The sequence below is a fragment of the Bacillus sp. AK031 genome (genome assembly GCF_053903065.1).
The window spans coordinates 3,858,262-3,881,651 of the sequence record NZ_CP096424.1; the positions used below are offsets into that span (position 1 = coordinate 3,858,262).

The 23,390-nt window shown below is 43.0% G+C and carries 31 protein-coding genes; 6 read left to right on the plus strand and 25 right to left on the minus strand.

Annotation, left to right across the window (positions count from 1 at the left end):
- The first annotated feature begins 100 nt into the window (after positions 1 to 100).
- Entirely contained in the window at positions 101 to 631 is a 531-nt protein-coding gene (locus M1E09_RS19640) for a sigma-70 family RNA polymerase sigma factor (RefSeq protein WP_456272508.1), read from the plus strand.
- Positions 621 to 1,646 (plus strand): DUF4179 domain-containing protein, encoded by a 1,026-nt coding sequence (locus tag M1E09_RS19645; protein ID WP_456272509.1) that lies wholly within the window; start codon positions 621 to 623, stop codon positions 1,644 to 1,646. The genes M1E09_RS19640 and M1E09_RS19645 overlap by 11 nt, the downstream gene beginning before the upstream one ends.
- An 88-nt stretch (positions 1,647 to 1,734) precedes the next feature.
- Here the strand turns inward: M1E09_RS19645 and rlmD are convergent, their stop codons facing one another.
- Positions 1,735 to 3,108, minus strand: a complete 1,374-nt coding sequence (rlmD, locus tag M1E09_RS19650) for a 23S rRNA (uracil(1939)-C(5))-methyltransferase RlmD (RefSeq protein WP_456272510.1) — start codon at positions 3,106 to 3,108, stop codon at positions 1,735 to 1,737.
- Between the two features lie 171 nt (positions 3,109 to 3,279).
- A complete protein-coding gene (locus tag M1E09_RS19655; RefSeq protein ID WP_456272511.1) occupies positions 3,280 to 3,426 on the minus strand; it encodes a hypothetical protein in 147 nt (48 codons plus the stop codon).
- Between the two features lie 132 nt (positions 3,427 to 3,558).
- Between M1E09_RS19655 and M1E09_RS19660 the strand changes: the two genes are divergently transcribed.
- Complete coding sequence (locus tag M1E09_RS19660; RefSeq protein WP_456272512.1) at positions 3,559 to 3,852, plus strand: hypothetical protein; 294 nt, start codon at positions 3,559 to 3,561, stop codon at positions 3,850 to 3,852.
- A 227-nt stretch (positions 3,853 to 4,079) separates the two neighbouring features.
- Positions 4,080 to 4,634 (plus strand): hypothetical protein, encoded by a 555-nt coding sequence (locus M1E09_RS19665; protein ID WP_456272513.1) that lies wholly within the window; start codon positions 4,080 to 4,082, stop codon positions 4,632 to 4,634.
- A 69-nt stretch (positions 4,635 to 4,703) separates the two neighbouring features.
- Here M1E09_RS19665 and M1E09_RS19670 read toward each other — a convergent pair whose 3' ends face one another.
- The 16 genes from M1E09_RS19670 to M1E09_RS19745 all read right to left on the minus strand — a co-directional run bounded on the left by M1E09_RS19670 (position 4,704) and on the right by M1E09_RS19745 (position 16,144).
- On the minus strand, positions 4,704 to 5,066 hold the full coding sequence (locus M1E09_RS19670; RefSeq protein WP_456272514.1) for a DUF805 domain-containing protein: 363 nt from the start codon (positions 5,064 to 5,066) through the stop codon (positions 4,704 to 4,706).
- Between the two features lie 67 nt (positions 5,067 to 5,133).
- Positions 5,134 to 5,394, minus strand: coding sequence for a hypothetical protein (locus M1E09_RS19675; RefSeq protein ID WP_456272515.1), 261 nt, complete (start codon positions 5,392 to 5,394; stop codon positions 5,134 to 5,136).
- Between the two features lie 13 nt (positions 5,395 to 5,407).
- Positions 5,408 to 5,782, minus strand: a complete 375-nt coding sequence (locus tag M1E09_RS19680) for a protease inhibitor I9 family protein (RefSeq protein WP_456272516.1) — start codon at positions 5,780 to 5,782, stop codon at positions 5,408 to 5,410.
- Between the two features lie 226 nt (positions 5,783 to 6,008).
- Positions 6,009 to 6,947 carry a hypothetical protein gene (locus tag M1E09_RS19685; RefSeq protein WP_456272517.1) on the minus strand — a complete coding sequence of 313 codons (939 nt, stop codon included), beginning with the start codon at positions 6,945 to 6,947 and terminating at the stop codon, positions 6,009 to 6,011.
- A gap of 256 nt (positions 6,948 to 7,203) precedes the next feature.
- Entirely contained in the window at positions 7,204 to 7,989 is a 786-nt protein-coding gene (locus tag M1E09_RS19690; protein WP_456272518.1) for a LysM peptidoglycan-binding domain-containing protein, read from the minus strand.
- Between the two features lie 117 nt (positions 7,990 to 8,106).
- Complete coding sequence (locus M1E09_RS19695) at positions 8,107 to 8,811, minus strand: hypothetical protein (RefSeq protein ID WP_456272519.1); 705 nt, start codon at positions 8,809 to 8,811, stop codon at positions 8,107 to 8,109.
- A complete protein-coding gene (locus tag M1E09_RS19700; RefSeq protein WP_456272520.1) occupies positions 8,808 to 9,554 on the minus strand; it encodes a hypothetical protein in 747 nt (248 codons plus the stop codon). Before M1E09_RS19700 ends, M1E09_RS19695 begins: the two co-directional genes overlap by 4 nt.
- Complete coding sequence (locus M1E09_RS19705; RefSeq protein ID WP_456272521.1) at positions 9,532 to 10,434, minus strand: ABC transporter ATP-binding protein; 903 nt, start codon at positions 10,432 to 10,434, stop codon at positions 9,532 to 9,534. The genes M1E09_RS19700 and M1E09_RS19705 overlap by 23 nt, the downstream gene beginning before the upstream one ends.
- Positions 10,431 to 10,817, minus strand: a complete 387-nt coding sequence (locus M1E09_RS19710) for a GntR family transcriptional regulator (RefSeq protein ID WP_456272522.1) — start codon at positions 10,815 to 10,817, stop codon at positions 10,431 to 10,433. The genes M1E09_RS19705 and M1E09_RS19710 overlap by 4 nt, the downstream gene beginning before the upstream one ends.
- 395 nt (positions 10,818 to 11,212) lie before the next feature.
- Positions 11,213 to 11,605 carry a hypothetical protein gene (locus tag M1E09_RS19715; protein WP_456272523.1) on the minus strand — a complete coding sequence of 131 codons (393 nt, stop codon included), beginning with the start codon at positions 11,603 to 11,605 and terminating at the stop codon, positions 11,213 to 11,215.
- Complete coding sequence (locus M1E09_RS19720; protein WP_456272524.1) at positions 11,602 to 11,907, minus strand: antibiotic biosynthesis monooxygenase family protein; 306 nt, start codon at positions 11,905 to 11,907, stop codon at positions 11,602 to 11,604. Before M1E09_RS19720 ends, M1E09_RS19715 begins: the two co-directional genes overlap by 4 nt.
- Before the next feature lie 448 nt (positions 11,908 to 12,355).
- Positions 12,356 to 13,546, minus strand: coding sequence for an IS4 family transposase (locus M1E09_RS19725; RefSeq protein WP_456272525.1), 1,191 nt, complete (start codon positions 13,544 to 13,546; stop codon positions 12,356 to 12,358).
- Between the two features lie 232 nt (positions 13,547 to 13,778).
- Positions 13,779 to 13,931, minus strand: coding sequence for a hypothetical protein (locus tag M1E09_RS19730; RefSeq protein ID WP_456272526.1), 153 nt, complete (start codon positions 13,929 to 13,931; stop codon positions 13,779 to 13,781).
- Between the two features lie 186 nt (positions 13,932 to 14,117).
- On the minus strand, positions 14,118 to 14,570 hold the full coding sequence (locus M1E09_RS19735; protein WP_456272527.1) for a YndM family protein: 453 nt from the start codon (positions 14,568 to 14,570) through the stop codon (positions 14,118 to 14,120).
- Positions 14,571 to 15,051: 481 nt separating this feature from the next.
- Positions 15,052 to 15,513, minus strand: a complete 462-nt coding sequence (locus tag M1E09_RS19740; RefSeq protein ID WP_456272528.1) for an N-acetyltransferase family protein — start codon at positions 15,511 to 15,513, stop codon at positions 15,052 to 15,054.
- Positions 15,514 to 15,601: 88 nt separating this feature from the next.
- On the minus strand, positions 15,602 to 16,144 hold the full coding sequence (locus M1E09_RS19745) for a GNAT family N-acetyltransferase (RefSeq protein WP_456272529.1): 543 nt from the start codon (positions 16,142 to 16,144) through the stop codon (positions 15,602 to 15,604).
- A 266-nt stretch (positions 16,145 to 16,410) separates the two neighbouring features.
- Here M1E09_RS19745 and M1E09_RS19750 point away from each other — a divergent pair, with 266 nt between their 5' ends.
- Together M1E09_RS19750 and M1E09_RS19755 are read left to right on the plus strand one after the other, a co-directional pair.
- Entirely contained in the window at positions 16,411 to 16,926 is a 516-nt protein-coding gene (locus M1E09_RS19750) for a sigma-70 family RNA polymerase sigma factor (RefSeq protein WP_456272530.1), read from the plus strand.
- Positions 16,926 to 17,945 carry a DUF4030 domain-containing protein gene (locus M1E09_RS19755; RefSeq protein ID WP_456272531.1) on the plus strand — a complete coding sequence of 340 codons (1,020 nt, stop codon included), beginning with the start codon at positions 16,926 to 16,928 and terminating at the stop codon, positions 17,943 to 17,945. Before M1E09_RS19750 ends, M1E09_RS19755 begins: the two co-directional genes overlap by 1 nt.
- An 84-nt stretch (positions 17,946 to 18,029) precedes the next feature.
- Here M1E09_RS19755 and M1E09_RS19760 read toward each other — a convergent pair whose 3' ends face one another.
- From M1E09_RS19760 to M1E09_RS19790, 7 genes are all read right to left on the minus strand, one after another.
- Positions 18,030 to 18,707: a CPBP family intramembrane glutamic endopeptidase gene (locus M1E09_RS19760; protein WP_456272532.1), complete on the minus strand. Its 678-nt coding sequence runs from the start codon at positions 18,705 to 18,707 to the stop codon at positions 18,030 to 18,032.
- Positions 18,708 to 18,793: 86 nt separating this feature from the next.
- Positions 18,794 to 19,213, minus strand: coding sequence for a hypothetical protein (locus tag M1E09_RS19765; protein WP_456272533.1), 420 nt, complete (start codon positions 19,211 to 19,213; stop codon positions 18,794 to 18,796).
- Positions 19,210 to 19,707 carry a hypothetical protein gene (locus M1E09_RS19770; RefSeq protein ID WP_456272534.1) on the minus strand — a complete coding sequence of 166 codons (498 nt, stop codon included), beginning with the start codon at positions 19,705 to 19,707 and terminating at the stop codon, positions 19,210 to 19,212. The genes M1E09_RS19765 and M1E09_RS19770 overlap by 4 nt, the downstream gene beginning before the upstream one ends.
- A gap of 20 nt (positions 19,708 to 19,727) precedes the next feature.
- On the minus strand, positions 19,728 to 19,982 hold the full coding sequence (locus M1E09_RS19775) for a hypothetical protein (protein WP_456272535.1): 255 nt from the start codon (positions 19,980 to 19,982) through the stop codon (positions 19,728 to 19,730).
- A 38-nt stretch (positions 19,983 to 20,020) separates the two neighbouring features.
- The gene (locus tag M1E09_RS19780) at positions 20,021 to 21,073 is read right to left on the minus strand and encodes a DUF2268 domain-containing protein (RefSeq protein WP_456272536.1); all 1,053 of its coding nucleotides are present in this window, start codon (positions 21,071 to 21,073) and stop codon (positions 20,021 to 20,023) included.
- Positions 21,074 to 21,121: 48 nt separating this feature from the next.
- A complete protein-coding gene (locus M1E09_RS19785; RefSeq protein WP_456272537.1) occupies positions 21,122 to 22,156 on the minus strand; it encodes a DUF2268 domain-containing putative Zn-dependent protease in 1,035 nt (344 codons plus the stop codon).
- A 394-nt stretch (positions 22,157 to 22,550) separates the two neighbouring features.
- Positions 22,551 to 23,390 (minus strand): alpha/beta fold hydrolase, encoded by an 840-nt coding sequence (locus M1E09_RS19790; RefSeq protein WP_456272538.1) that lies wholly within the window; start codon positions 23,388 to 23,390, stop codon positions 22,551 to 22,553.

The following is a 23,390-nucleotide window of genomic DNA, read 5'->3' on the forward strand; positions in this document are numbered from 1 at the left end:
TTTTCAATAAATATATTTTATTTTATTTCATGCAACTAATAGGTACTATCCCATATCTAATATATTGAAAAACAAAACAAGCAGTATAGGGGGTGGTTGAATGGGAACAGTAAAAGCTTTAGTCAAAAAGGCAAAAAAGGGTGATGAAGAAGCGTTTATTTCTCTTATAACGCAGTACGAAGATGTATTATACCGGACCGCGAGCCGAATGTTGAACAATGAGGAAGATGTGGCTGATGCTATTCAGGATGCTATTATCTCGGCTTATGAAAAATTACATACCTTGAAAAACGACGAGTACTTTAATACTTGGATGTGCAAGATTCTAATTAACAAATGTAATACTCTCCTTAATAAGAGAAATAGCACTTCTATGATCAATGAACTCTTACTCCCTGAAAATAGAAGTGATGGATATCAGAAAATCGAATTGGAAGATGCGCTAAATAGTTTAAGTGAAGTCTATCGCATGGCACTGATTTTATACTACATCGTCGGATTAAATATTAAAGAAATGAGTGAGTTTTTAACAGAACCTGAAGGAACCATTAAATCAAGACTTTCGAGGGCAAAGTCGATTTTGCGAAATAACTATTATAAAAGTGAGGAACTGATGGTCTATGAAAAATAATTTCGAAGATGAATTTAATGAGATGATGAATGAAAAGAAGGAAATTCCTCTTAAAGTAAGACAATCACTCGACCAATCATTTGATATAATTCGTGCCAGATCAAAGAAGAAAAAGACTCAATTCATTTGGAAAAAGACAGTTGCTGCTGCCTGTGCTCTGTTCGTAACTGGTATTATCCTCACAAATGAACAAGTAATGGCTGGGATTAACGAATTCTTCAGCTTTGGAGATAAAGGTATAGAACAAGCCGCAAATAATGGGTTTATACAAGAAAATGAAAGTTCCTTTACCGACCAGGGAATTAACATAACACTAGATAAGCAATTCTCAGACGATAATAAACTGGGATTAAGTTTTCAATTAATATTTGAAGATCCCTCCATTTTAAAGAATGCAGAAGAGGTTACAATGGATTATAGGGTGAAAAATGGGGATGGTGAATACATCGAGGAATTTATTCCAGATACTAAAGCTTTGAAGGGAGATAGTAACTATACATCTGTTCTTGATCATCAAAATCCAATAATGGATGTAAAAACAGGGAGAGTTCGATATGATGTGTTATCCGTTTCCTATGAAGGCGTTATACCTCTTTTAAAAGATGCCGTAATAGAAGTGGAAAGTATAAATGTTTTCTACAGTACTGGAAAAATCCAAAAAGTAGATGGCATATGGAATCTGTCAGTTAACAATAAAGAAAAATCTGATGTGATAGAAAAATATGTAATGCTAGATGAGGCATCTATCATACAAGTGTCCGAAGCTAGTGCAAGCCCAACATCATTAAATCTAACTTTTTCATTGGATGGAATTTATGAAAATGAAAATACTTTTGCAGATATGAAAATTATTGACGAAGAAGGCTATGAATATGAGGCAACTGGTTTTAGCAAGAGAACAAAAGATAGTGAAACGATTATCTCAACTAACTTCTCAATAACTTCTTATAACCCTTCCCAAAAGCTAAAGTTTGTTATAAATGAAGTTGGTGAAGTCGACTTGCTTAAAAAGTAGAAAGTAAAAACCCCTCCTCCCCTTTTTGCTGACAAGGCTGATTCGGGGTTTTGTTTACGGAACGGAGGTACCCTGTTCCTTTATTCTTTTATCTCAGTACCAGCTGCGACACACACTCCACGTGCATCGTCTGTGGAAACATATCCACCGGCTGCACTTCAAGCGTCTTGTATCCCCCATCTTCTAGCACCCGCAAATCACGAGCCAATGAAGCCGGGTTACAGGACACATACACAACCTTCCGCGGTTTCATTTCCAAAATTGTATTCAGAAGAGCTTCATCGCAGCCTTTCCGCGGCGGGTCGACAACAAGGACATCTGCCTTGATGCCTTCTTCATACCACCTCGGAATGACCACTTCTGCAGGGCCTGCTTCAAATTCCGTGTTGGTGAGGCCGTTCAATTCTGCGTTCTTCTTCGCATCCTCAATCGCCTGCGGGACGATTTCCACACCATACACTTTCTTCGCTTTCTGAGCCAGGAATAGGGAAATCGTTCCGATGCCGCAGTAAGCGTCAATGACATTTTCATCACCACTTAAGTCCGCATACTCCAGTGCTTTTTCATACAACACACGTGTCTGCTCAGGATTCACCTGGTAGAAAGAACGTGCGGAAATCGCAAACTTCACGTCGCCGATATAGTCATAGATGACTTCTTCTCCCCACAGGACGTTGGTTTGGTCACCCATGATCACGTTGGTCCGTTTCGAGTTCACGTTCTGGATGACGGATTTTACACCTTCAATGGAGCTGACGATTTCATCGACGATTTGCTCTTTATTCGGAAGGTCAGCTGTGCGGGTCACAAGTACGACCATGACTTCGCCGGTTTGGTATCCGTAGCGTGTCATGATGTGGCGCAGTGTCCCTCTATGCTTTTCTTCATTATATGGACGAATGCCGTATTTCTGGCAGATATCTTTTACCTTCTGGATGATTTCGTCGTTTTTTTCATGCTGGATGACACAGCGGTCCATGTCGATGATTTCGTGGCTCCGCTGCTGATAGAATCCAGCCACCAACCCGCCTTCTCTTTGGCCGACAGGGACGGCCGCTTTATTGCGGTACCTCCATGGTTCATCCATGCCGATTGTCGGGTGGACCGGTATATCCGGGAGCTTGCCGATACGGGCCATGACATCGCGGACATGCTTTTCTTTTGCCTTCAGCTGGCCTTCATAGGAGATATGCTGTACCTGGCAGCCGCCGCATTGATGGTAAATCGGGCAGGGCGGCTCCTGGCGGTATTCACTTTCCTGATGAAGCTCGATCAGTTTTCCGAAGCCGTAATTTTTGCTTGCTTTTAACACTTTGACTTTGCCTCTTTCACCAGGAAGGGCGTTGGGTACAAATAATGGATAGCCTTCAATTTTTGTGACCCCGTTGCCATCATGGGTCAGGTCCTCGAAATAGGCATCCTCTATATAATCGTTTTTCTTAACAGGTGCTCTTTTGCTCATCGTATTACTTCCTTCGCTCATTTTGTCGTATCTGATTGTATCATAATCTGCGTAGGTATTGCGAAAAGCTGTAAAGTCCTCTGACCTGGTAATTTTTATGATTTGGTGAAATTAGAAGTTTTCTAACAAAACAAGGATGAAACCAGCCGGTTCCACCCTTCCTTTGCACTCTTATTTTCTTAAATTCTCCTGGTCTTTCAAACGGTTCTGCTGATCAGGTTCCCTGCTTTGGTCCAAGATGCTTTCGTTCTTCTTCTCTTCTTGTAAATTGCGCTCTGTTTCTTTAAGGTTTTCATTTTTTTCTTGTTTGCCTGACATCTATATCCCTCCTGTTTTTTTATGTTTTTTCCCAATCTGGTTATCTATGAAACACAACATCCATATGCTGGATAATATGTTAAACTTAAGTTGCTTGAATTTTCCAAACGATGTCTTGGGAGGCGTTTTCTTATGTCAGACGGCATAGGCCTTTTCTTAACCATAGTCTTTGAAATCCTTGCATTTGGCGGCATCAACTACTTTGCTTTTAAGAAATCTGACGGCGATAGTAAAAAGAGAGTATTGGCAGGGGTGATCTTTTTGCTGCTAACACCGATTATTTTCTTTGGCACGCTGATGATTGGCTTCACCTATGACGATGGCGGTTGGGGCGCCGGGATATTAGCTGTTATTTTTACAGGGTTATATATTTTAAACGGAATCATCGTCCTGTTATCAGCCCTTCATTTGTATCTGACAAAATAAAAGGGGCGGTTCTTTAAATTATGATCCCTATTTTAAAACATCCTGGTTAATCAAACGTTTGATTAAATTATCCAAAGATACTAAACCTACACTCGCAACTACTTATATTCTTGGAATGACTTTGCGTTTTCATTAGATTGCAATATTATCCTCAAAGAATGGGTGCTCAGCGAAAAAAGGGAGGTTTTCTATGATAATCTGAATATAAGAATAAGGAGGAATTTACTTTGACACTGCCTGCTAAAGAAGAAAAAGATATTCAAAAATTATACAAAGCTCAAAAGTCAGCGCTGTATTGGCTGCTGGGAATTTTATATTCAGGATTTATCGGTCTGCAGCTCGGCAGGGTCCAAGCCATTACAGACTTTAATTATAATCTGCATGAGATGATGTTTTTCCCCGCTACGATAGCTTTCTTTGCTGTTCCTGTTGTGTCTCTCCTTTATCTCATTCTTTTGATAAAATATCTGCTAAACAGGAAAAGGCATTGGCCCAACTTTAGGACAAGTGTTAAAGCAATGATTGTATTGATATCTGTCGCAGTTGTCATTTCCATAACAGCCCACCAGTCGCTTGAGGTATCGACGGGCGGGGTATTTGAGGTAGAACAGAAACTTCATGAGGACAGCAAGTATTATTTAGTGCTGACTGACAAAAAGGTCAGGGTTTCCCATAATGAATATCAACTGGTTAAAGAAAACCAAGAGTATTTAATCAGCTTTGTCTGGAATAAACGTTCTCCCGACTCAGGCCGGCTTGAAACCATCGAACTCTTGGAATAAGTATTACTACGCCATTATCTATCAAACTGAAGCATACCAAAAAAGGCCGGAACTATTAACCTGGCCTTTTTACTGCTGATCTATATGGCTGATTTTAGGGTTCGGTCCATACTGATTGCTGCCCTCTTCACTCGGATAGAGGGACCAGATGAACAAAATAAACGGGCCGATAACGGGAATAAAACCAAGCAGGATCCACCATCCACTTTTTCCGATATCATGAAGCCTGCGCATTCCTACTGCCAAACTGGGAAAGACAATGAACAAGGAGTATAAGCCTGTTAACAGCGTCCCCCACCCTTTATACGTTTGCCAGAAATCGAGTCCACTGAGGACCAGTGTGTTAATAAGGACAAACATCCAGAATTCCAACCGTCTTGCTCTATCTTCAAAATTAATGTAGTTTCTGATGACTTTGAAATACCATTTCATATAAGACTCCCCTTCTGTTCAAGGTATTACCTTCCATGATAACAAAAGGGGAGCACCTATTTAACTATTAAATCCAGGATTCGACTATTGCCGGATCATCATCTTCCGATTTAGGGACTATTGAAAACCCCTCTGGAATTTCACTTCTGATGGCCTCCACTGATGGTCTCATCAAAATGATGGGCTGTGGTTTGTTTACATTGAACACTCTCGCTACAAACATCCCCTGATGATCAGACGGGCTTTTGTAGATGCAAATGATCGGCATTGTATAATCATTGAAGCTAACTTCTGTAAATGAACTGATTAATTGGTCTTTCGTTTCCATGCATATCCTCTCCTTACATAGGTTGTAGTGGCGGGTCGAGCTGGATTTGTTTATTTGGGAAAATCCTTGCTATCACCGTCGATTTCATTAAACGCCTTATCCCATTCGCCGGCATCTCCATAGCGACACCATTCAAGGCATTCTTATAGGTGTTTTGTATCGTATATGGCACATGGTTCTTCCCCAGCAGTATCTTCAGCTCTTTTTGAAAGGTTTGGTGGCTTTGTTCTACATTTTGTTCTGCTTCTTTCAGTGTGAGTGAGATTCCTTTAGCTTTTGCGGCTGCCACTGCTGTGTGAGCCGGTGCCGTCTTGAATTCAATGATAATAGAGACTGGCCTTGCCGTTGACAAGTTGATGGATGGGTCGATATAGACTGTTGTGTTCATTCATCTCCCCCTTGTTTTTTACTCTTATCTTATATTAAAGCAGAGCTGCCGGAATTTTGAAACTAAAAGCCAGAAAACCCCTGTTGTCAAGGAGTAATCCGGCTTGAATTTTAATGCTTTACTGTAATCTTCTTAGGTTCGGATGTCAGTGACAATCCTTTTTCATCTGTTCCGGTTACCGTTACAAAGTAGTCTCCATTAGGATATTCTTTGCCTGGATACCACTTCAGCCCGTAAATCGAGTGTTCATTTTCAATATCGGCACATCCCAAGTAATTTTATAGGTGCCGTCTTCCTGTTCTTGTGTTTGGATATTGTCCACTTCAGGGGAAGCCCCGTCCATTTTGAATGGGATTTTCGTCTGCTGCGGCTCTGCTCCTTCATAGTTCAAAGTACTTTCATACACATAATAATAATAATCTCCATCTGGAAGGATGTTTCCTTGATCATCCCTGCCGTCCCATAACATCCCGTCAAAACCGTAATAGTAGCCTCGGTAAGCCATGATGTTTTTTCGGAACGCATAAGGGCTGCCGTCTTCGGTAAATTCACTGAAGTTTGTAATATTGGCAACTGTGTTTCCTTCCTGGTCCTGAACTTTCAAGGACATTTCCTTCAGATTTCGGAATGCGGTAAAAGAAGGATAAACACCTGACACGATGGAGTTTGGCGAATATCCTACCTCATCCGGATTGAATGTGCCCGTCTTGCTGTCAAAGCCCAGCGGCAGCTCGAGCATGTCATTCCAAAGGACGGTGTATCCGATGTATGGATCGCCATTAACAGGGCTCTCATCGATATTATCAAGTGAATCCCAGTCCCCGTAGAAGCCCATGAATGGAATCGTTAAGTCGGTCAACTCTTTTACAGAGCTTCCTTTTGGAACGAAGCGGACAAAACCTTCCACAAAGCGATCTTTACTTAAGTTTTCCGGAAGAGTCACAGAGATGGTTACTTCATCATCACGTCGGTGCTTGTATTGGATCATGCTGTCTTCACTGAGTGTTTTTCCATTAACCTTGATCACAGCGTCCTCAACGGGGATGCTGTTCAACGTTAAATACTCTTTTTCCTTCCCGTTAACGGATCTCGTTTCTGTCTCATCCGTCAGCACATCTACTTGGATTTCAAATTGGTGATTCGCTTTTTCAAGTTTTTTCGCCAAAGGCTCTACATCCAGTGTAAAGTCAAATGTGCTTAGTTTCCTTTGACAGAGGTATTGCCTGGCCATCCTGCTTTGGCAGTTCAAATTCCGCTCCTGCCGGTGTCGCGATACTTCCGGCATATACGTGAAATTGGTTGGGGTAATCATCTGGCTTTCATGAGAATCAGCAGGAAGATGGGAGAAGGAGAGATGAATTTTGATTAAAATTTCCTATAAAAAAAGACGGAACCCTGTTCAAGGAAACCGCCTCCAATAATTAAAATAACGAAATAAGAGCGCCATTTTTATGAATGACATTTACCACACGGCCGGACATATTCTGATAATCAGCCGCTGAACCATAAGGGACTTTCAACGTGAATTCCTGTCCATGATACATAAATTCCACTGTGAAACTGTCCGCGACTCCGATCACTTCCGCTTCTGTTACTTCTGCTTCACCTGGAATGACCAGGTTTTGGCCGATCAGCACCATTTCTTTTTTCATGCCATTTGTCTTTGCAATTTCTTTCGGTCCCACCCCAAAACGGTGAGAAATTCCCCACAGCGCATCTCCCGGAACGACTGTGTACATCTCGCCAGCAGGCTGTTCGATTGGCACTATAGAAATGTGCTGCCCGATATTAATCTGGTCTGAAGCCAGGTTATTTTGTTTTTTCAGCTGGCCGACTGTTGTTCCATGCTTCTTTGCAAGAGAATAAAGTGTGTCTCCTTTTTCGACGAGATGCATTCCCTGCGATTCCACCATTGGTTTATCCGGTACCAGAAGCTGCTGACCAGATAAAATTTTATCGGAAGTGAGTCCATTTGCTTCCCTTAGCTGCTCAACGCTGACATTGTATTTCTGAGCCAGGCTGTAAAGCGTATCATTCTTTTTCACTGTATACTCTGTGCTGCACGCCCCTGCTTTTGCGTTCATCATCAGCAGGGCCGCAACCGTCCCGGCAGCTGTGGCGGCAGCGACTCTTTTCGTTTTCTGTCTTGATTTTCCCCTGCGCATATCAGCAATCCGCTGCTTTCTCTTTGTCGTGATTGTAGTCAATTTTTCCTTCCCCCATTTTAAAGAATGTTTCCCACCTCATAGTATTTTCGACATAATGTGAGGTTTATGGGGGTTATCAAGAAAAATATAGCTTTATACCCAGGTTTATCCTTACGTTTAACTGTCTACATATTCCACATTGCCGTTCACGATGATGTCGGATGGAACTTTGAGGTAAATGACCTCCGAGCCGTGGAAGGGGTCTAAATCTCCGAACATGCTGGTATAGTCTTCAGAGAATTGGTGAAAAGGCAGCGGCTGAGAAAACTTTGCCAACTTCAAATCGATTGGAGCAGGCGGGTACATCCTGAAAGTGCCATCTTTGATTTCAATTGATGGTGAGTTTATTTCACTCGTCACATCCACATTGCTGATGAAGGACTTTGTTGTAAAGTGCGCGGCCTCTACTACACCGTCTTCTGCCTCTTTGATCTCAACCAAAACAGGCAGGTAATAGTTGGAATTAGAAACTGGCACTGTCAACTCTTTGCCATCTAGTGAAAACTCCCAGTCTTTCAGCAGCACAGCGCCCTCAGCTTCATGGATTTTGCCGCCTCTTGCCAAAGTCATGAATTTTCCTTTTTCCTCTTGTTCTTTCTTCAATTCCTTATCGGTCAGCACCTCTCCTTGAAAGGCCCTTTCGCTTGGCAGTGTGTAGGAAAAAATCGTCGCAGCAATAAGGATGACAAGATACCCGCTTAACAGCCAATTGATTCGTTTTCCGCGAAGAATCCCACCGGCCTGGCGTTTAATCAGGACCGCTGCCCCCATGATAATTCCGCCAATGAGAATGAGGTATAAAAGAGACCCCAAAAACATCATCGTTCAACCTCCATTCTGTGTGAAAGCAAAATCGCTGCAGCATAGGCTGCCCCTGACGTCAAAACTACTTTTATAGTAAACTGTCCGAACGAGTTTTCCTGCATAAAAAATTCAAAAAGCGTTGGCAGCAATGTCGGATAGCCTGAATAGATCCCTTCTGTGAAAAGGGCTCCAAAGATCAGCACCGGCAGAACAATAATAAAAACCTTGCTGTACTGAACCAGCATCCCTGCCAAATAGCCCAATGCCGCGAACATCAGTATATAAAGCGTTATGGCCGCTATCCCCAAAACAAACTCTTGAAAGGCCATAGGCGCAATGATGAATTCTTTTCCCTGTGTAAAATAGACGATGAGCCAGACTACATGATTGCACAGCAGGACGGTGATGCCGCCAATGAAACTGGCTGCCAGCAGGAAAAGCAGGTTCGACAAGTGGCTTGTCATCCAGTTCGTCACAAAGGTAAAATCATCGTACCGATAAGCCCGGGTCGTAATGATGATCGCTGAAATGAAACCCCAGATCATGACAAAGGCAAACAGGATATTACCGCTGAAAACATGCAGTGAGAAGTCAAAATATCCCGATCCTCCGCCAGACATGCCATCTCCATTCAACGAAAACAGGATTCCGATGACTTGCAGAACCATCAACGATGAAAATACACCACGATAGGTTTTCCATTTGAAGAAGAATTGCTTTTTCGCCACATCCCACATACTAACCTCGGTTAAAAACATCATCGATTCCTCCTTTCGTTTTGCTTGTCAGGTACGTGCAAATTTCATCCGCAGTGACTGGCTGGATATCCAGCCCTAGCTGCCGGGCCTTCTCGATCTCGCTTTCAGGGAGGTCCTTTTTTACAACAGCAAAAACAGAACCCAGCGCCTCGCTGCTTTGGTGGATGGCCTCTTTGTCCTGAAGCCACTCATTCATGCCCGCTTCCTTCCCGCTGACGCCAATTGCATACTCCCTCAGTTCTTCAACTGGCATATGCAGCAATATTCCCCCGTCTTTTAAAAGCAGAATGTCTTCCAGAATATCTTCTATTTCGTTCAGAAGGTGGCTGGATAAAATAATCGTGCGCGGATAGGCGAGGTAATCCTTAAGAAGAGCCCGGTAAAAGTCTTTTCGCACCCCGGCATCCATTCCTGTTGTCGGTTCATCAAAAATCGTCAATGGGGTACGCGCTGCCAATCCAAGAATCATATTAAAGGTACTTCTCATCCCTTTGGAAAGTCCGTTGTGGTGCTGATATGGTTTGAAGGAAAAATAATCGAACAAACGCCGGGCAAGTTCACTGTCCCAATTGGGATAAAAGTCTGCCGCTGCTTGTAAGATTTCCTCCAGGTTCAATGTTGGAGGCAGGCTCATTTCATCATCGACGAAAATCATGTTGGCTGATACTTTAAGGCTGTTGAACGGAGTTTCTTCGAAGACTTTCACTTCCCCGGCACTTTCCCTGATAAATCCGGCAATGATTTTCAGCAGGGTGGTTTTCCCCGCCCCATTCCGGCCGATGAGTCCGGTTATTTTTTCTTCGCCGAGTGAAAATGAGATTTCGTTCAGCGCTGTTTTTCTCCCATACACTTTTGTGAGGCCCTTGCATCCTACTACCTTCATTTCTCATCCCCCTTTAGCTTCGTTTTTGCATTCCTGATCATGCCGATGATCTCATTTTCATCGACCCCCAGGTGCTCTGCTTCTGTTACCAATTCCTCCACCAGTTTCTTTAAGGTTTGATTTTTTCGTTTTGCCAGGATGATGCTTTTTGCCTCTGCTGAAACAAACATGCCAAGCCCCCGCTTTTTATACAGAATATGTTCATCTGCCAGCAGGTTCAGCCCCTTAGCCGCTGTCGCCGGGTTAATATTGAGCATTTCGGCGAGCTGGTACTGGGAATGAACCTTCGCATCCGCTTCTATACTGCCGCCGAGTATTTCGGTTTCCAGCCACTCGGCAATCTGGATGTAGATCGGTTTGATGCTATCGGAATTAAGAATCAAACGTGCACCTCCTTATTGGTGGGTTACTTAGTGCATTACTGATGTAATGTACTATATGTCATTTCACATAATTTGGCAAGGGCTTTTTGGAAAATGTTTGATATTTTGGCTGGTGTGCGGTTCAGACTGGATGCGGAGGTTGGCGACTGGCGGGGTTGGCTTTTAGCTGAAGGAACAGTGGGAACTTTTATCAGCGGTTTTGGTTGCTTTTTCGGCGGAAACGCTTGGTTTATCGGCGCTTTTGCCTAGTTTATCAGCGGTAATTCGATTTTATCGGCGAAAATAACCAACTTATCGGCCAACCGACAAAATCCGACACCCTCGCCCCCAAAAAAACAGCACAAAAAAACACCAAAACCCACTGGATTCGGTGTCTCCAAAACCAATATGTACTTTTACAAAACAGGGCGGTCCACATCTTCCGTACCGTCACTCTGCTCCAAAGCATCGATGGCCTTATAAAGATGGTCCGCAAACTGATCTCCCTTTTCCACTTCCGGTGTGGCTTCAAGAGCAATGATGATGCTGCGGTAGTTATCGATGAGGTGGTCGGTGGACATTCCGCGGCTGACCAGAACGCTGTTCAACCAGAGTGAGTAATCGGTGAAAATTTTTGCGGAATTCATTGCAGCCGAAGTTTCAAGATACGTAAAATGATATACATTATCCTCGTAGCACTTCTGGCGCCCGCGCTCACCGAATTTTTCATCGAGCTCCGGGTATTTGATATAGATTTCTTTTACTGCACGATTGATGACATCATCGTATTGGCTGCCAAGGTCGATCATACTGCCACCACCTTGAATTTATGGATGGACGGGATGATGGATGCCAGCTCCTGATCCGGGTATTTCTTTTCCAGGTCGTGAATCCGTTTGTAGTCTTCGCTCTGAATCCAGGCCATGAATTGTTCTTTCGTTTCCCATTCCATATGAACGGTGATTTCGCCCGGTTTCTTTTCATTTTGCAGCAGCAGGAAGCGCTGAAATCCGTCTGCCTTATCTACTAATCTGGAACGAGAATGATAGATTGATATCACTTCATCCGCCTTTTCATTCGGCACGACAAACGTCGAGTGTACGATATACATAATTACTCTCATCCCTTTCACTGTTTCTCTGAATCTACTTTTTACTCTAACACACAGAGTCAGTGCCGGGAAATGCGGACCACCTCATTCTTCCGCTTTGGTGAGGAGTGCTTGTCCTGGTGAAGAAGAGGCGGCCAGTTGCGGGCGGTTCTTCTGTGCTGACCGGAAGATGCCCGGATTAATTTCTTGCGCTTTTTCGCTGGAATTCTCTCACCCATACTCTCACTCTTTTCATAGTTAATGACTTTACCGCTTCACCGCACGAAGAGGGCCAGGCCCCTATAGCACACTAACGCGTTACCGTGCTAAGAGGGACAGTCACTAGCGATGCATATATGTAAATTTCTTAAATTTATTCAAAATTTTTACAGTTCGTTTCAGCTCCGGAATTAAAAAATGGTAACATGGTTGTAAAAGACCTTGTTCCCATTTTTTTACATACTTATAGTTAAATTCGTCGTTTTCCTTTTACCATGGCTACAGTTCCAAAATCATGTTTAGATTTCGAAGGGATCGGGACTTTTTGCCTTCCTTTTGATTTTTTCTTCTTTCTCCCTAATTCTACTAATAAATCGCTATACGTTTTATAGAGATAGGTTTGAAGTGCTTGAAAGAATCCCCATGTAGTCTTGGTGGATCGTGTCATAAGTTTAACGATCACAGATAGACCAAAGGCAATGACCGATAAGAACATTTGATTCCAGATTCCTTGGGGCTTTGTGCTCCAAATTTTAGTGAATTTCAGGTGCTGTTTTATCCATTTAAAGAAGAGCTCAACGATCCATCTGTTTTTATAAATATCTAGAATCTCAGTGTCTTCAAGGTCCCATCGATTGGTTAAGATTCGATACACCCTATCCTTTTCATCCGTAAATTCGATGTATCGGACAGGATGGTGAGAGGTGCCGAAATAGACAATGGCATCCTTGGTGACAGAAGGATGAGTTGGTTCAAACTCTTTTTCAATGTATACCCTCAAATTTTTCGAGATTCTCGTAACGAAAGAAATGTCTCTCCTCAGCCATTCTTCCAGATTCATTTTGGAGGAATAGCCCCGGTCCGTTACGTAGGTGGCATAAGAATCTTCGATGAGGTATTTGGCACTTTCAAAGTCACTGACATTGCCCGTAGAAGGAATGATTTTGTCTGGAAAGGCCGTATTTGGTGAGGTAACAACTAACCTCGTGTGCATTTTTACAGCCGTATGATCCTTCGAAATCGTTGCCCACTCACACAAGCTTTTAGGCAGCTTCAGTTCTGTAGAATCAACGATTTTGAGGAGCCCCACTTTTTTTGAAATCCCTTTTTGGTCGCGTGTAAGGTGGAGAAGTATCTCGACAACTTTATAGAAAAGTTTCTCTACAGTTTCGGTCGGAAGATCGTTGATTCGGCGGCTTAATTGCGAGCCGCTGATCATATCGAGATCCAACTCCTCGCGTAAGGAAGGATGGGCGAAGAGCTTCTCTTCCATACGATTGTACGAATTCCACTGATCTAACTGGCCAGCGATAAAAACTTTGATTAAGGACTCTGTTTTGAGCTTCTTTCTGTAGTCCAGTAGTGGACATCTCAGGTGTTCGGTTGGCAATAATTTTAAACATTGACAAATTAACGTTTCATGACCTATACTTTTACTCATTGTGATGAGCTCCTTTTGTAGAAGATTTGGGAACAAGTATGGTCCTGCATCTTCTACATTAGGGCTTTTTTTGCGTTTAGGAAAGTATTTTTATTTTTTTATCCACAGGCTTCCATATTTTGTAACACATGCATCGCTAGTGAGGGACAGTCCCTCTTAGTGCTTTAACGGGGTAAAGCACAGGCTTCTTAAAAAGACGAACCTCTTCAGGCCCGCCTTTCTTTTTCTAGGATTACTCGTCCCCGTCGTTTTGGTAATGTTCATTGAGATATGAGTTTTCTGTGGTGGCGAAGTTGGTGGACTGCAGGCTTTCTTTTTCATCAAGGCCGAATAATTCATCTCTGTTTTGAGGTTTGTCAGTATTATTGGTTTCCTTCTGTTTCATGGTTTTTCATCCTTTCTCTGTGTAGTGGAATTCTATCTCAAGACCAGGTTGCTTATTTTTTCTTCAGCAGAAATTCTCTCTGCTTTGAAAGGTATGTTCCCAGAAATGAATTTTTCTAAACTCTCCATTACAGTTTGGATAAGCAAGCCCGCATCTTACCTGATCGGGAAGTGCGGGCTTATCGAATTATTTATCCCCTTCGGCGTTTCGTATGTCAGGCTTTACAGGGGTGATCTCTTCAGATGCCTCTGTCTGGTACTGTAGGTTCCCCTGCATCCTTTCCGCAGATTCCTGATCTGGAAACACATGGTTGTGAACATATTTATGAAAAAAATATTCAAAGATGGCAATACCTGCTGCTGCCAGCAAAGACGGAATTAATACATCATCGATCGGCGTCATATTCGCAGCCATGGCCCAGATAACAAGAAATGCCAGCCCGAAGTCAGCAAGTGAAGCCGTTAAATTGCTGGTTCTTGTCAGCAAAAACAGATCACCAGCAACATAGGAAAGGGCACCGAGCACTAAGGAAATCGCAAAGACATCACCGAGTGTAATTCCATATATCCCGCCCAGTATAACAGCCAAAAGGGCAAAACAAGCGACTAACTTGATCAGAAAAGCTTTCACATGTTTCATTATTTCACTCCTTTTGAGCTTATAATGGCTTTTGCACCAGTAATCTATTCAAAAAACGCCGGGCACATGACCAGTCAATGCAGGTTCATTTTTAATACACTGTAAAAAAGCAAAAGGAGCACTGCCATGCGGTTTATCTTTTTCCCCCCACCCTTTATCCCGCCTTACATTCCGCCGCCTGTGTATAAATATTATTTCCTGCAGAATTTTAAAGATATAGAGCAGCTGAAAAAGAAATATTCTTACTATCAAGCTCCCGGCCCTTACATCACCGGTGAGTATTCTCCCGTTGGACCGATCACGCCAACAGGGCCTGTATCTCCAGCTGTTATCCGGCCGTTTTCATGATCACACTGCCAAATAGATCACAAAAAAGCAAGCTCAGAATCACTGCTCTGAGCTTGCTTTTTGGCTTTGTGAGTATCCTAAAGTTACCCCTACCGCCTGAGTGGAAATTACTTTTACAATACAAACTCTCCGTTCAAAGCCTCAACTTAAGCCCTTCATGTGTGGCTTTAAAGCCTAACCGCTCGTAAAAACGCAGAGCTTCTGCACGCTTTTTATCCGTCGTCAGCTGGACGAGATGGCAATTCCGGTCTTTTGCCCGTTGGATTCCCCACTTGATCAGCTGTGTACCGACGCCCTTTCCCCTGGCCGAAGCAGAGGTCCTCACTCCTTCAATGGTTGCCCTCCAGCCGCCCTGGTGTGTCAAGTATGGCGTGAAGGTTATTTGCTGTACACCAATCACTTCATCTCCACAGCAAGCGACAATCAATTCGTTATTGTGATCGGCAGCAATCGCCTGAAATGCTTTGTGGTAGCTGTCAGGAAGCGGGTTTTCATACCTTTCCCTCTGACTGCCCAGCATATCATCGGACAACATCGCTACAATAGCGTCCAGGTCATCGGCTGTCGCTTCTCTAAACGTAATCATTGAATCCATTTTGCTTCCACTCCTTCTATCTAAAAGTTTACGCAATTAATGGATAGGAGTTAATGACGAATCCTTTATGTCTGGCCATAAGAAATTTTTATTTTGCAAAAAACTCATCTCTCAGGATGCTCATTCTCAGCCTGTCCACAAATTCACCTTCACGCAAACGGTCCTGCCGCAGAATCCCCTCTTCAACGTAACCCATTCGTTTATAAGATTTGATGGCATTTTCATTGTCGACTTCCACCCTGAGCCAGATTTTATTGAGGCCCAGCTTGGTAAAACCGTAATGGAGCATGTCGTTCATGGCAGAGAGTCCGTATCCTTTACCCCAATACTCTTTATCCCCGATGGCAATTCCCAGTTCGCCATGCTTGTTCAACTTATCAACGTTTTTTATATCAACCCAGCCGATATGTTTACCGTCTACAGTCTCAATGGCCATCTGTTCATAGCCATTGCTGCGGCTGATGCACAAATTGATCCACTGCCGGGTTTCTTCCCTGCTGAATGGCGGATACTTGTCCGGCATGTTCAAATGCCTGGTAACGTCCGTATCAAGACACCATTGAAAGCGGTCCTCTGCATCCTCCGGGGTCAATTCCCTCAATGTTACATCAGGTAATATTTTTGTGTTCATATCTATTCTCCTTTTCTCGATCTTTCTTATATCCATTAGAAATTCATTTTCCTGCTTCGTCATCCGCACTTTCTCCGTTCATAGTAAAATGAAGAGGTATCGCCGGATTCCCACAAAATAATAATGTTGTAGCTGCCTTGTTAACAATCCGATAAAAATATATTCGGGGCCATTCATGCAATTGCTTTTTTTCCTAAAAAATAATTTTTTTGAAACGTTTAGCAGCGGACTGTTGTCTAACGTATGTAAGAAAGGAGGAGACGGCCTTGCTGCTGCGCACTAAAGTTAAAAAAGCCAAAAGAGGCAATGACAAAGCGTTTCAAGAACTGGTTGAAGCTGAAAAGAACAAACTTTACCGGATGGCTTATCTCTATGTCAAAAATGAAAATGATGCAATCGACATTGTCCATGAAACGATTTACAAAGCTTATATCTCGATCAGCAAACTGAAAGAACCGGACTATTTTACCAGCTGGTTAACCAAGATACTTATCAACACCGCTCTCGACCATATCAAGAAAAACAAAAATATCATCCCTTTTGAGGAAATCGAACGGGTTGAAAGCACTGAGCAACGGCATATCGCCGAAAACCTTGATCTGGTTGATGCGATTGACCGCCTGGAAGAAAAATACAAAACTGTCATCATCCTTCGTTATTATAAGGGACTGCAGATCAAAGAAATCGCAGACATGCTCGACTGCCCGGAAGGTACGGTTAAAACAAACCTGCACAGGGCGATTAACAAGCTGAGAGCAGACTTACGAGAGGAGTGCTTGTAATGAAAGATTCCTTTAAAAAACAATTCGACCACATCCCCGTCCCGGAGCGAAAACTGGATGCTGCCATTGAGTCAGCCATCCAACGCGGTAAAAAGAAAAGATGGAGCTTTGCCAAAAAAGCCGGATTTTCTGCCACAGCTGCCGCCATCCTCTTCTGCCTGTTCATCGCTTCTGCCTTTGTCTCGCCGACGATGGCCGACTTCGCTTCAAAGCTGCCCTTCCTGAATCAGATTTTTGAATCGAAACCGATTCATGAGGTTGTCAGCGAAGAATTAAGAGGAAAGTATGACGTGGACGGAATCGGCATGAGCTACGCACCTAAAAAAGAATTTCACGTAACGGTGGTCGGTTCTGAAGACTACTACAACAGTGTAAAGGATGATATTGAAGAACAAGTCGAAGAGATCCTTGCTTCGAGAGGATATGATGCTTTCAAGGTGAAGGTTTCAATGCCATTGAACAGGGGACATGAAATCGACCATGAAAGAGACGCAGAGTTTGCCAGGATGTCTGACAAACTGATGCAAGCCACGCAGGAAAAACTCAAAGCATATGAGGATTCGATCCTGTCTTTCGGCACATCCTTTAATGATAACAAGCTCGCAGTGGAAATGGACATCTCAAATACTGAAACCAGAACGGCAGAAATTGAAGAAATCATCCAGGAAATCGCCAATGAGCAGCAACTAGGCGAAGTTCCCGTCAACTTTCATAAAATCGATATGGAAAAACGGGAACAGGAAGGCAGATGGTCGCCGATCATCTCTACAATCGGTGAAGGAATGATGGCCAGAAAAGAATTCAAGGTGAAAGGAATCGGCTATTCCAACCACCCTGCCCCTATGACGGTCTTCGTCACACTCAGCTTGCCTGCCTCCGACAAGGAAGCAAAAGAGTATGCTGAAAAAGCGGAAAAGATGGTCGTTGAATTCATCGAATCGGAAGAAGCCGAAGAAGCAGTACAAGATGATCCTTATAAGGTTGTGATTTACAGTAAGGAGCGGGAAGTTTTGAACTAGTTAAGAAAAAGCGGCACATTAAATCAGTGCCGCTTTTTCTTTGTGTTTGTCTGATTTTACCGCGTGCGGATAAGTATGCATTGTTTAAAAATAAAGAAAAAGCTGCGTCATATACAAATTCCAAAGTGAGTGGGCAATGATAGCAGGAATCAGGGAGTTTGTTTTATAAACAGTAATCGTCAGAAGAAATCCAGCCAGAACAGTAAAAATCCATGTTTCTGAAGGATGAACTACCCCAAATAGTATCGATATAATACTGATCGCCCAAAATGGCTTTACAAGTTTTAATAAAACCGCAAAGAAAACGCCTCTGAACAAAATCTCTTCGGAAATAGGCGTAAGGATCGCAGAAGATACCGTACTCCCAAAACTGCCTGTATCCAACATATGATTTTTAAAATAGAATATATAATATTTATCCAGCAGCACCTCAAAATGAAGGCAAAGATGTAAGAGTATGTAAGGAATAGCAAAGGTAATAAGTATAAACAAATAGCTTTTTGGCTCTTTTAATGCCTTGAATTTCACCATCGGAACGATTAAAGCCCTAATGCTCTTAAAGCTGAATGTAACCACCATAAAATAGGTAAACCATATAAGGCCTTTCAAACCGCCATAGGTATCGCTTGGGATAGGAAGTTGATTAATGAAATAACCGGGAACAGCCAAAATAAGAAGATAGATAAATAAGGTTTTGTACTTTATTCCAGAATCGCGATTCATCATTATACTTGTCTCGTTTGTTTGTAAGCTATTTAACATGGAGTAACCCCCTCTTGTTTTTTGACAAAATTGATTGAAAGAAAAGCAGATACATAGTTAGCTATAAATGCAATCGAAGTACAACCTTATTCAAACTCTATCTTTTCTAAACCGTCCTCTTCACCAAGAAATTTTTTCAGCTCATTAACTGACTGCTCATCTAATTGATAGGTGACACTATTACCTGCCACCAGACTCTGGATATATCCTTCGTCTTCGTTGGTAAACCACAGATGATATTCCTGGTCTTCCTGCTTTTCCATCATTAAAGTGTAAAAGAGGATTGGCTCTGTCTTGATGACTCGGCCTTCTTGAAGTTCTTCAGCTGTGTTCCTTGCTTCCACAAAGGCCTGCACTCCCTTTTCTGATTCAATGAACTCTGCTTCAAAATCTCTATCTCCCCAATAATTCAGCTTTACTTCATTTACTTCCTCCGCATTGATATCTGAACAGGCAGCCAGCAAAAGCAGCAATGCTATAAGTAGAAGTGAATAGGTTTTCCTCATCGCCATCCCTCCTGCAAATCCGCTAAAGCAAATTTCGAAACCATAATCGTATTGGCAATTTCTATAAGGTCTTCTTTTGGGATCAGGCTGCTCCCTTTAAAGTCGATCGCATATTCCACCTTGTCTAACCGAAAGCTGATCATTTGGACTCCTTCTTCTTCATTGTAATGACCCGTGTAACGCCCTGTCCCCCCAAGCAGATCAACCTCTTCTCCCCACGCCCCAACGTTGTTCCAGCCGATATCGGTTGTTGCCCACACGGTGAAAGTACCATCTTCTGTTTCGTATACAAGCTTTACTTTATTCCAGCTGACCACTTTGGAATATTCGTTTTTCATTTCCACCGGACCTACATAGGGTTCCACGACTTTAAAGGGCACGAACCAGTCCGCGACTCCCACTGGCAGCCTGGAAAAATAGAATATGGCGCTAATCGAGACAACCCCAACTATAATGGCCAATAACAGCTTTCTGACTTTGTTCTTGGTAAGCATGTCCATACTCCTTTACAATCTCAAAAACTAGTGACTAGCTCTTTTGTCAACAGAATGAAGAGAATGACCGCCGCACCGATATTTGTCCACGCCAGCTTCTTATCTTTATCGTTGTCTATCACTCCTTCAATTCCAAATAAAAAGAACATAATACCCCAAAGCAGGAAGGTGAAATCAGTCAGTTCAAGGTTTTCAATAAAGAAGTGATAGAAGCTGGCCCCCAATGCGGTAACAGCAACCAGCAGGTTCACTATTCGCAATATCTTCAACTTCAACAGCCTCTCCCCCTTTCTTCTCCTAAGTGTTCAAAGAGCTAATCCTGAATTTCCTGCAGTTCCTGATACAATTCCTTGAAGTCACTGCCAAGGATGATTTCCCTTGGAAGCATTCCCGTCCACTCCTCTATGGCTGCCTCAGGATGATTTTCAAGATAACTTTGGGTAATTTCATATCCGATTTTGGTATTGGACCAGAGAGGTATCCCCCTTTTGGCATAACCAGTGAACTGATAGTATGTTTGTTCATCCAGTAGGTTTTTGCTTTCCTTTAACTCTTCTATCACTTTATTCTTCAAGCGCTCTGAAAATGGTTCTGTCCAGGGTGCCTGCTGGTCTGGATAAACAATGGAGGCAAAGGCATCCGCTTTTCCATCCAGGACAAAAGATTCCAGCAGATTTTCATTTGTCATTGCCATGTTTTCCATCTGCATTGTGAGATGATAGGTCTGAGCGACACTATATTTCAACATATCTTCATTGAAAGAAGGATCAATTTGCAGCATTACTACATTTTCACTTAATGCATAACCTGCCGTCCCTTTCATTTTTTCGACCACAAATACGTCAGTCGGATCGGCCGGCATGACGACGATTGTTTTGTCCATTCCTTCCATGTGATTGACGGTATCTGCAAGAGCTTCCTCAATCAATTCCTGGATTTGGCCATCCTTCTCCAGCAGCTTTTCAGCCGAATCCTTCAGCTTTTGAATATTGGTGTTTGGCGATAGAAAGGAGTAGTAGTCATAATACACAAACGCGTCCAACTCGGTAAGCTTCTTTTCAAAGGGCAGCACTACTTTTTCCGTATATACTTCTTTTTTCAATAGAGAAGAATCGGCAAGAACCGTATCCGCATAGTCAAGCACTTCCTCATTAAGCGAAATGATATTAAAAGTCTGGTCCTTTACAGAAACTTCTGATGATTGCACAGTATGTTCCTTGCTGGTGCTTTTGACTTCTGTCTCGCTGTTCTCTGTCTCGGCGATTGGCTTGTCTGACACTTCATCGGCCTGTAATTCATTACTCCCACACCCGGCCGTAAGCAGGCAAATAGCACTTGATATAACTAAAATCAGTAATCGTTTCATTGGGGCATCTCCTTATTTCTTTTATCTGTTAAAAAGGTTCGGTATCCTTTACTCCTCTAATTCTTGAAACAACTCCTTATAGTCGCTTCCAAGAATGATCTCTTTCGGAATCAGCCCTGTCCATTCTTTAATGGACACTTCAGGATTATTCTCCAGATAGCTTTGGGTAATCAGATACCCTGTTTTGTAATTGGACCATAGCGGAATTCCTTTGCCTGAATCCCCATTGAAAAATTCATAATAGGTTTTCCTATCAAACTCACCGCCGGCTTCCCTTAACTCTTCAAACACTTTCTCCTGCAGTCTTTCGGATAATGGCTCTGTCCAAGGCGCCTGCTGGTCTGGGTATACCATATTGGCAAAGGCATCCGCCTTTCCTTCGAGAACGAAGGTTTCCAGATAGCTATGGCTGACCCCAGCTCGTTTCTCCGCCTGCAAGGTATGATGGTATTCGTGTGCCACCGTGTACTTCAGGGCTTCTTCTTTAAAGGAAGGATCAATCCGGATGACAAAGATATTTTCACTCAAAGCGACGCCTGTAACGCCTTCCATCTTGTCTTTGACGAAAAGCTCATCTGGGTTGACCGGCAGAATAATGATTGTCTTATCCACCCCTGCCAGTTGGGCCGCAGAATCTTCGATGGCTTCCTCTACCAGTCCCTGAATACGGTCTTGATCCTGAATGAGCTTCTTTGTATTTTCCTCAAGCTTTTGGATATTCGTATTTGGTGAGAGGAAAGAATAGGGGTCCGCATAAATGTTTACGTCCAGTTCGGCAATCTGCTCTTGAAGAGGTTGTACCACTTTTTCAGTGTATACTTCCTTTTTCACAGCAGATGAATCGTCCTTTACTGTGCTGGCATAATCCAGTACCTCATCATGAAGTGATAGGATATGGAAAGTTTGGTCCTTGACCGTAACTTTTGCAGATTGAGAAGGACTTTCTGTGCTGGCACTTTGGACTTTTGTGGTATTCTCTTCTGATTGAGCCGAATTCCCCTGTACCTGCGGCTCATCATCTGAGCAGCCCGCCATTGCGAGGCACATGGCACCCGACATAACCAAAAATCGTAACCTTTTCATTCGTTCATCTCCTCCATTCATCCTGTTTCCATATAATTGGTTACGAACGAGTTTCCAGAAAGTTTCAAAAAATTAGGTATTTTTGGGTAAAATAGAATGAGTGAGGAGTGAAGCCATCATACACTGGAAAAAATATTGGATCCTTCTGCCGCCATTTTTGATTCTCGGCATTCTGTTAACCAGCTATCTTCCTGCTGACAAAAGAGTATGGGCAATGAGTGCCCCGCTTGGGTTCTGGGCTGTTTATTATGGGTGGGCCGTGATTGAAAAAAAGGCAGGGAAATAAAAATGATCAGATTGTTTCGCTCTGATCATTTTTTCGTCCATTAAATATACTTATAAAAAATAACTTTATTCAAATGAACCAGCCATTTCTATCAAATCTTCCCCCAATTCATTGGATGGCAGGCCATCGTTTCCGCACTTCATCCACTACAGCCCGGGGACGGTCCCAATGCAGAAGGTGGGTGGTGCCAGGAATGGTTTTGACCTCTGCCCCTGTTTTATTCTGAAAGTGTAAAGCCAACCTTTCGCGGCTCTCTTCTAGACTTGCTGGCAAGGAAGCACGCAATAATACAATAGTGGAAGGCATTTCTTCAAATATATCTTTCACGTCATCCTTGTGCATTGCCCTGATGATGTTCGCTCCGGTAGTTCCTCTCGCATGCCAGTAAAATTTGTTCTCTTTTTCAAGAGCAAGGTCTTTTGCCGCCTCGACCTTCAATGGCGACCACATTTCCGTCTCGCTTTTTACAAGAGCGAGAAAGTCTTCCCAGGTTTCCCAGCACTGTTCAAAATCCTGTTCGTAGTAAGCCATTTCCTCTTCCATTGTCTGCGTCCCATGCCGCTTACTCTGGTACCCGCCGTCAAGGAGGATGGAACCTATCACTCTTTCACTGTATCTTTTTAGGTAAAACAAATGGACAAAGCTGCCCCAGGAATGGGACAGGAAGTAGAACTTCTCAAGCTTGAGCAGCTCCACTACCTCATTCAGCCAGTGCGCCATTCCCGGCATCTCGTAATCTTCCTTTTCTTGAAAAGGCGGTGTCTTTCCATGCCCGGGTGCATCCACCGAAATGATCCGGTACTCGTCCTTCAACTCTTCCGCGGTTTCAATAAAGCTGAGGCTGGTGCTCCCAAGGCCATGCAGGCAAAAAATGACCGGAGCCTCCTTATTCCCCCACTCTGTAATATGTACCGGCATCTTCCCATTGTTGATAAAATATCGTTTCAT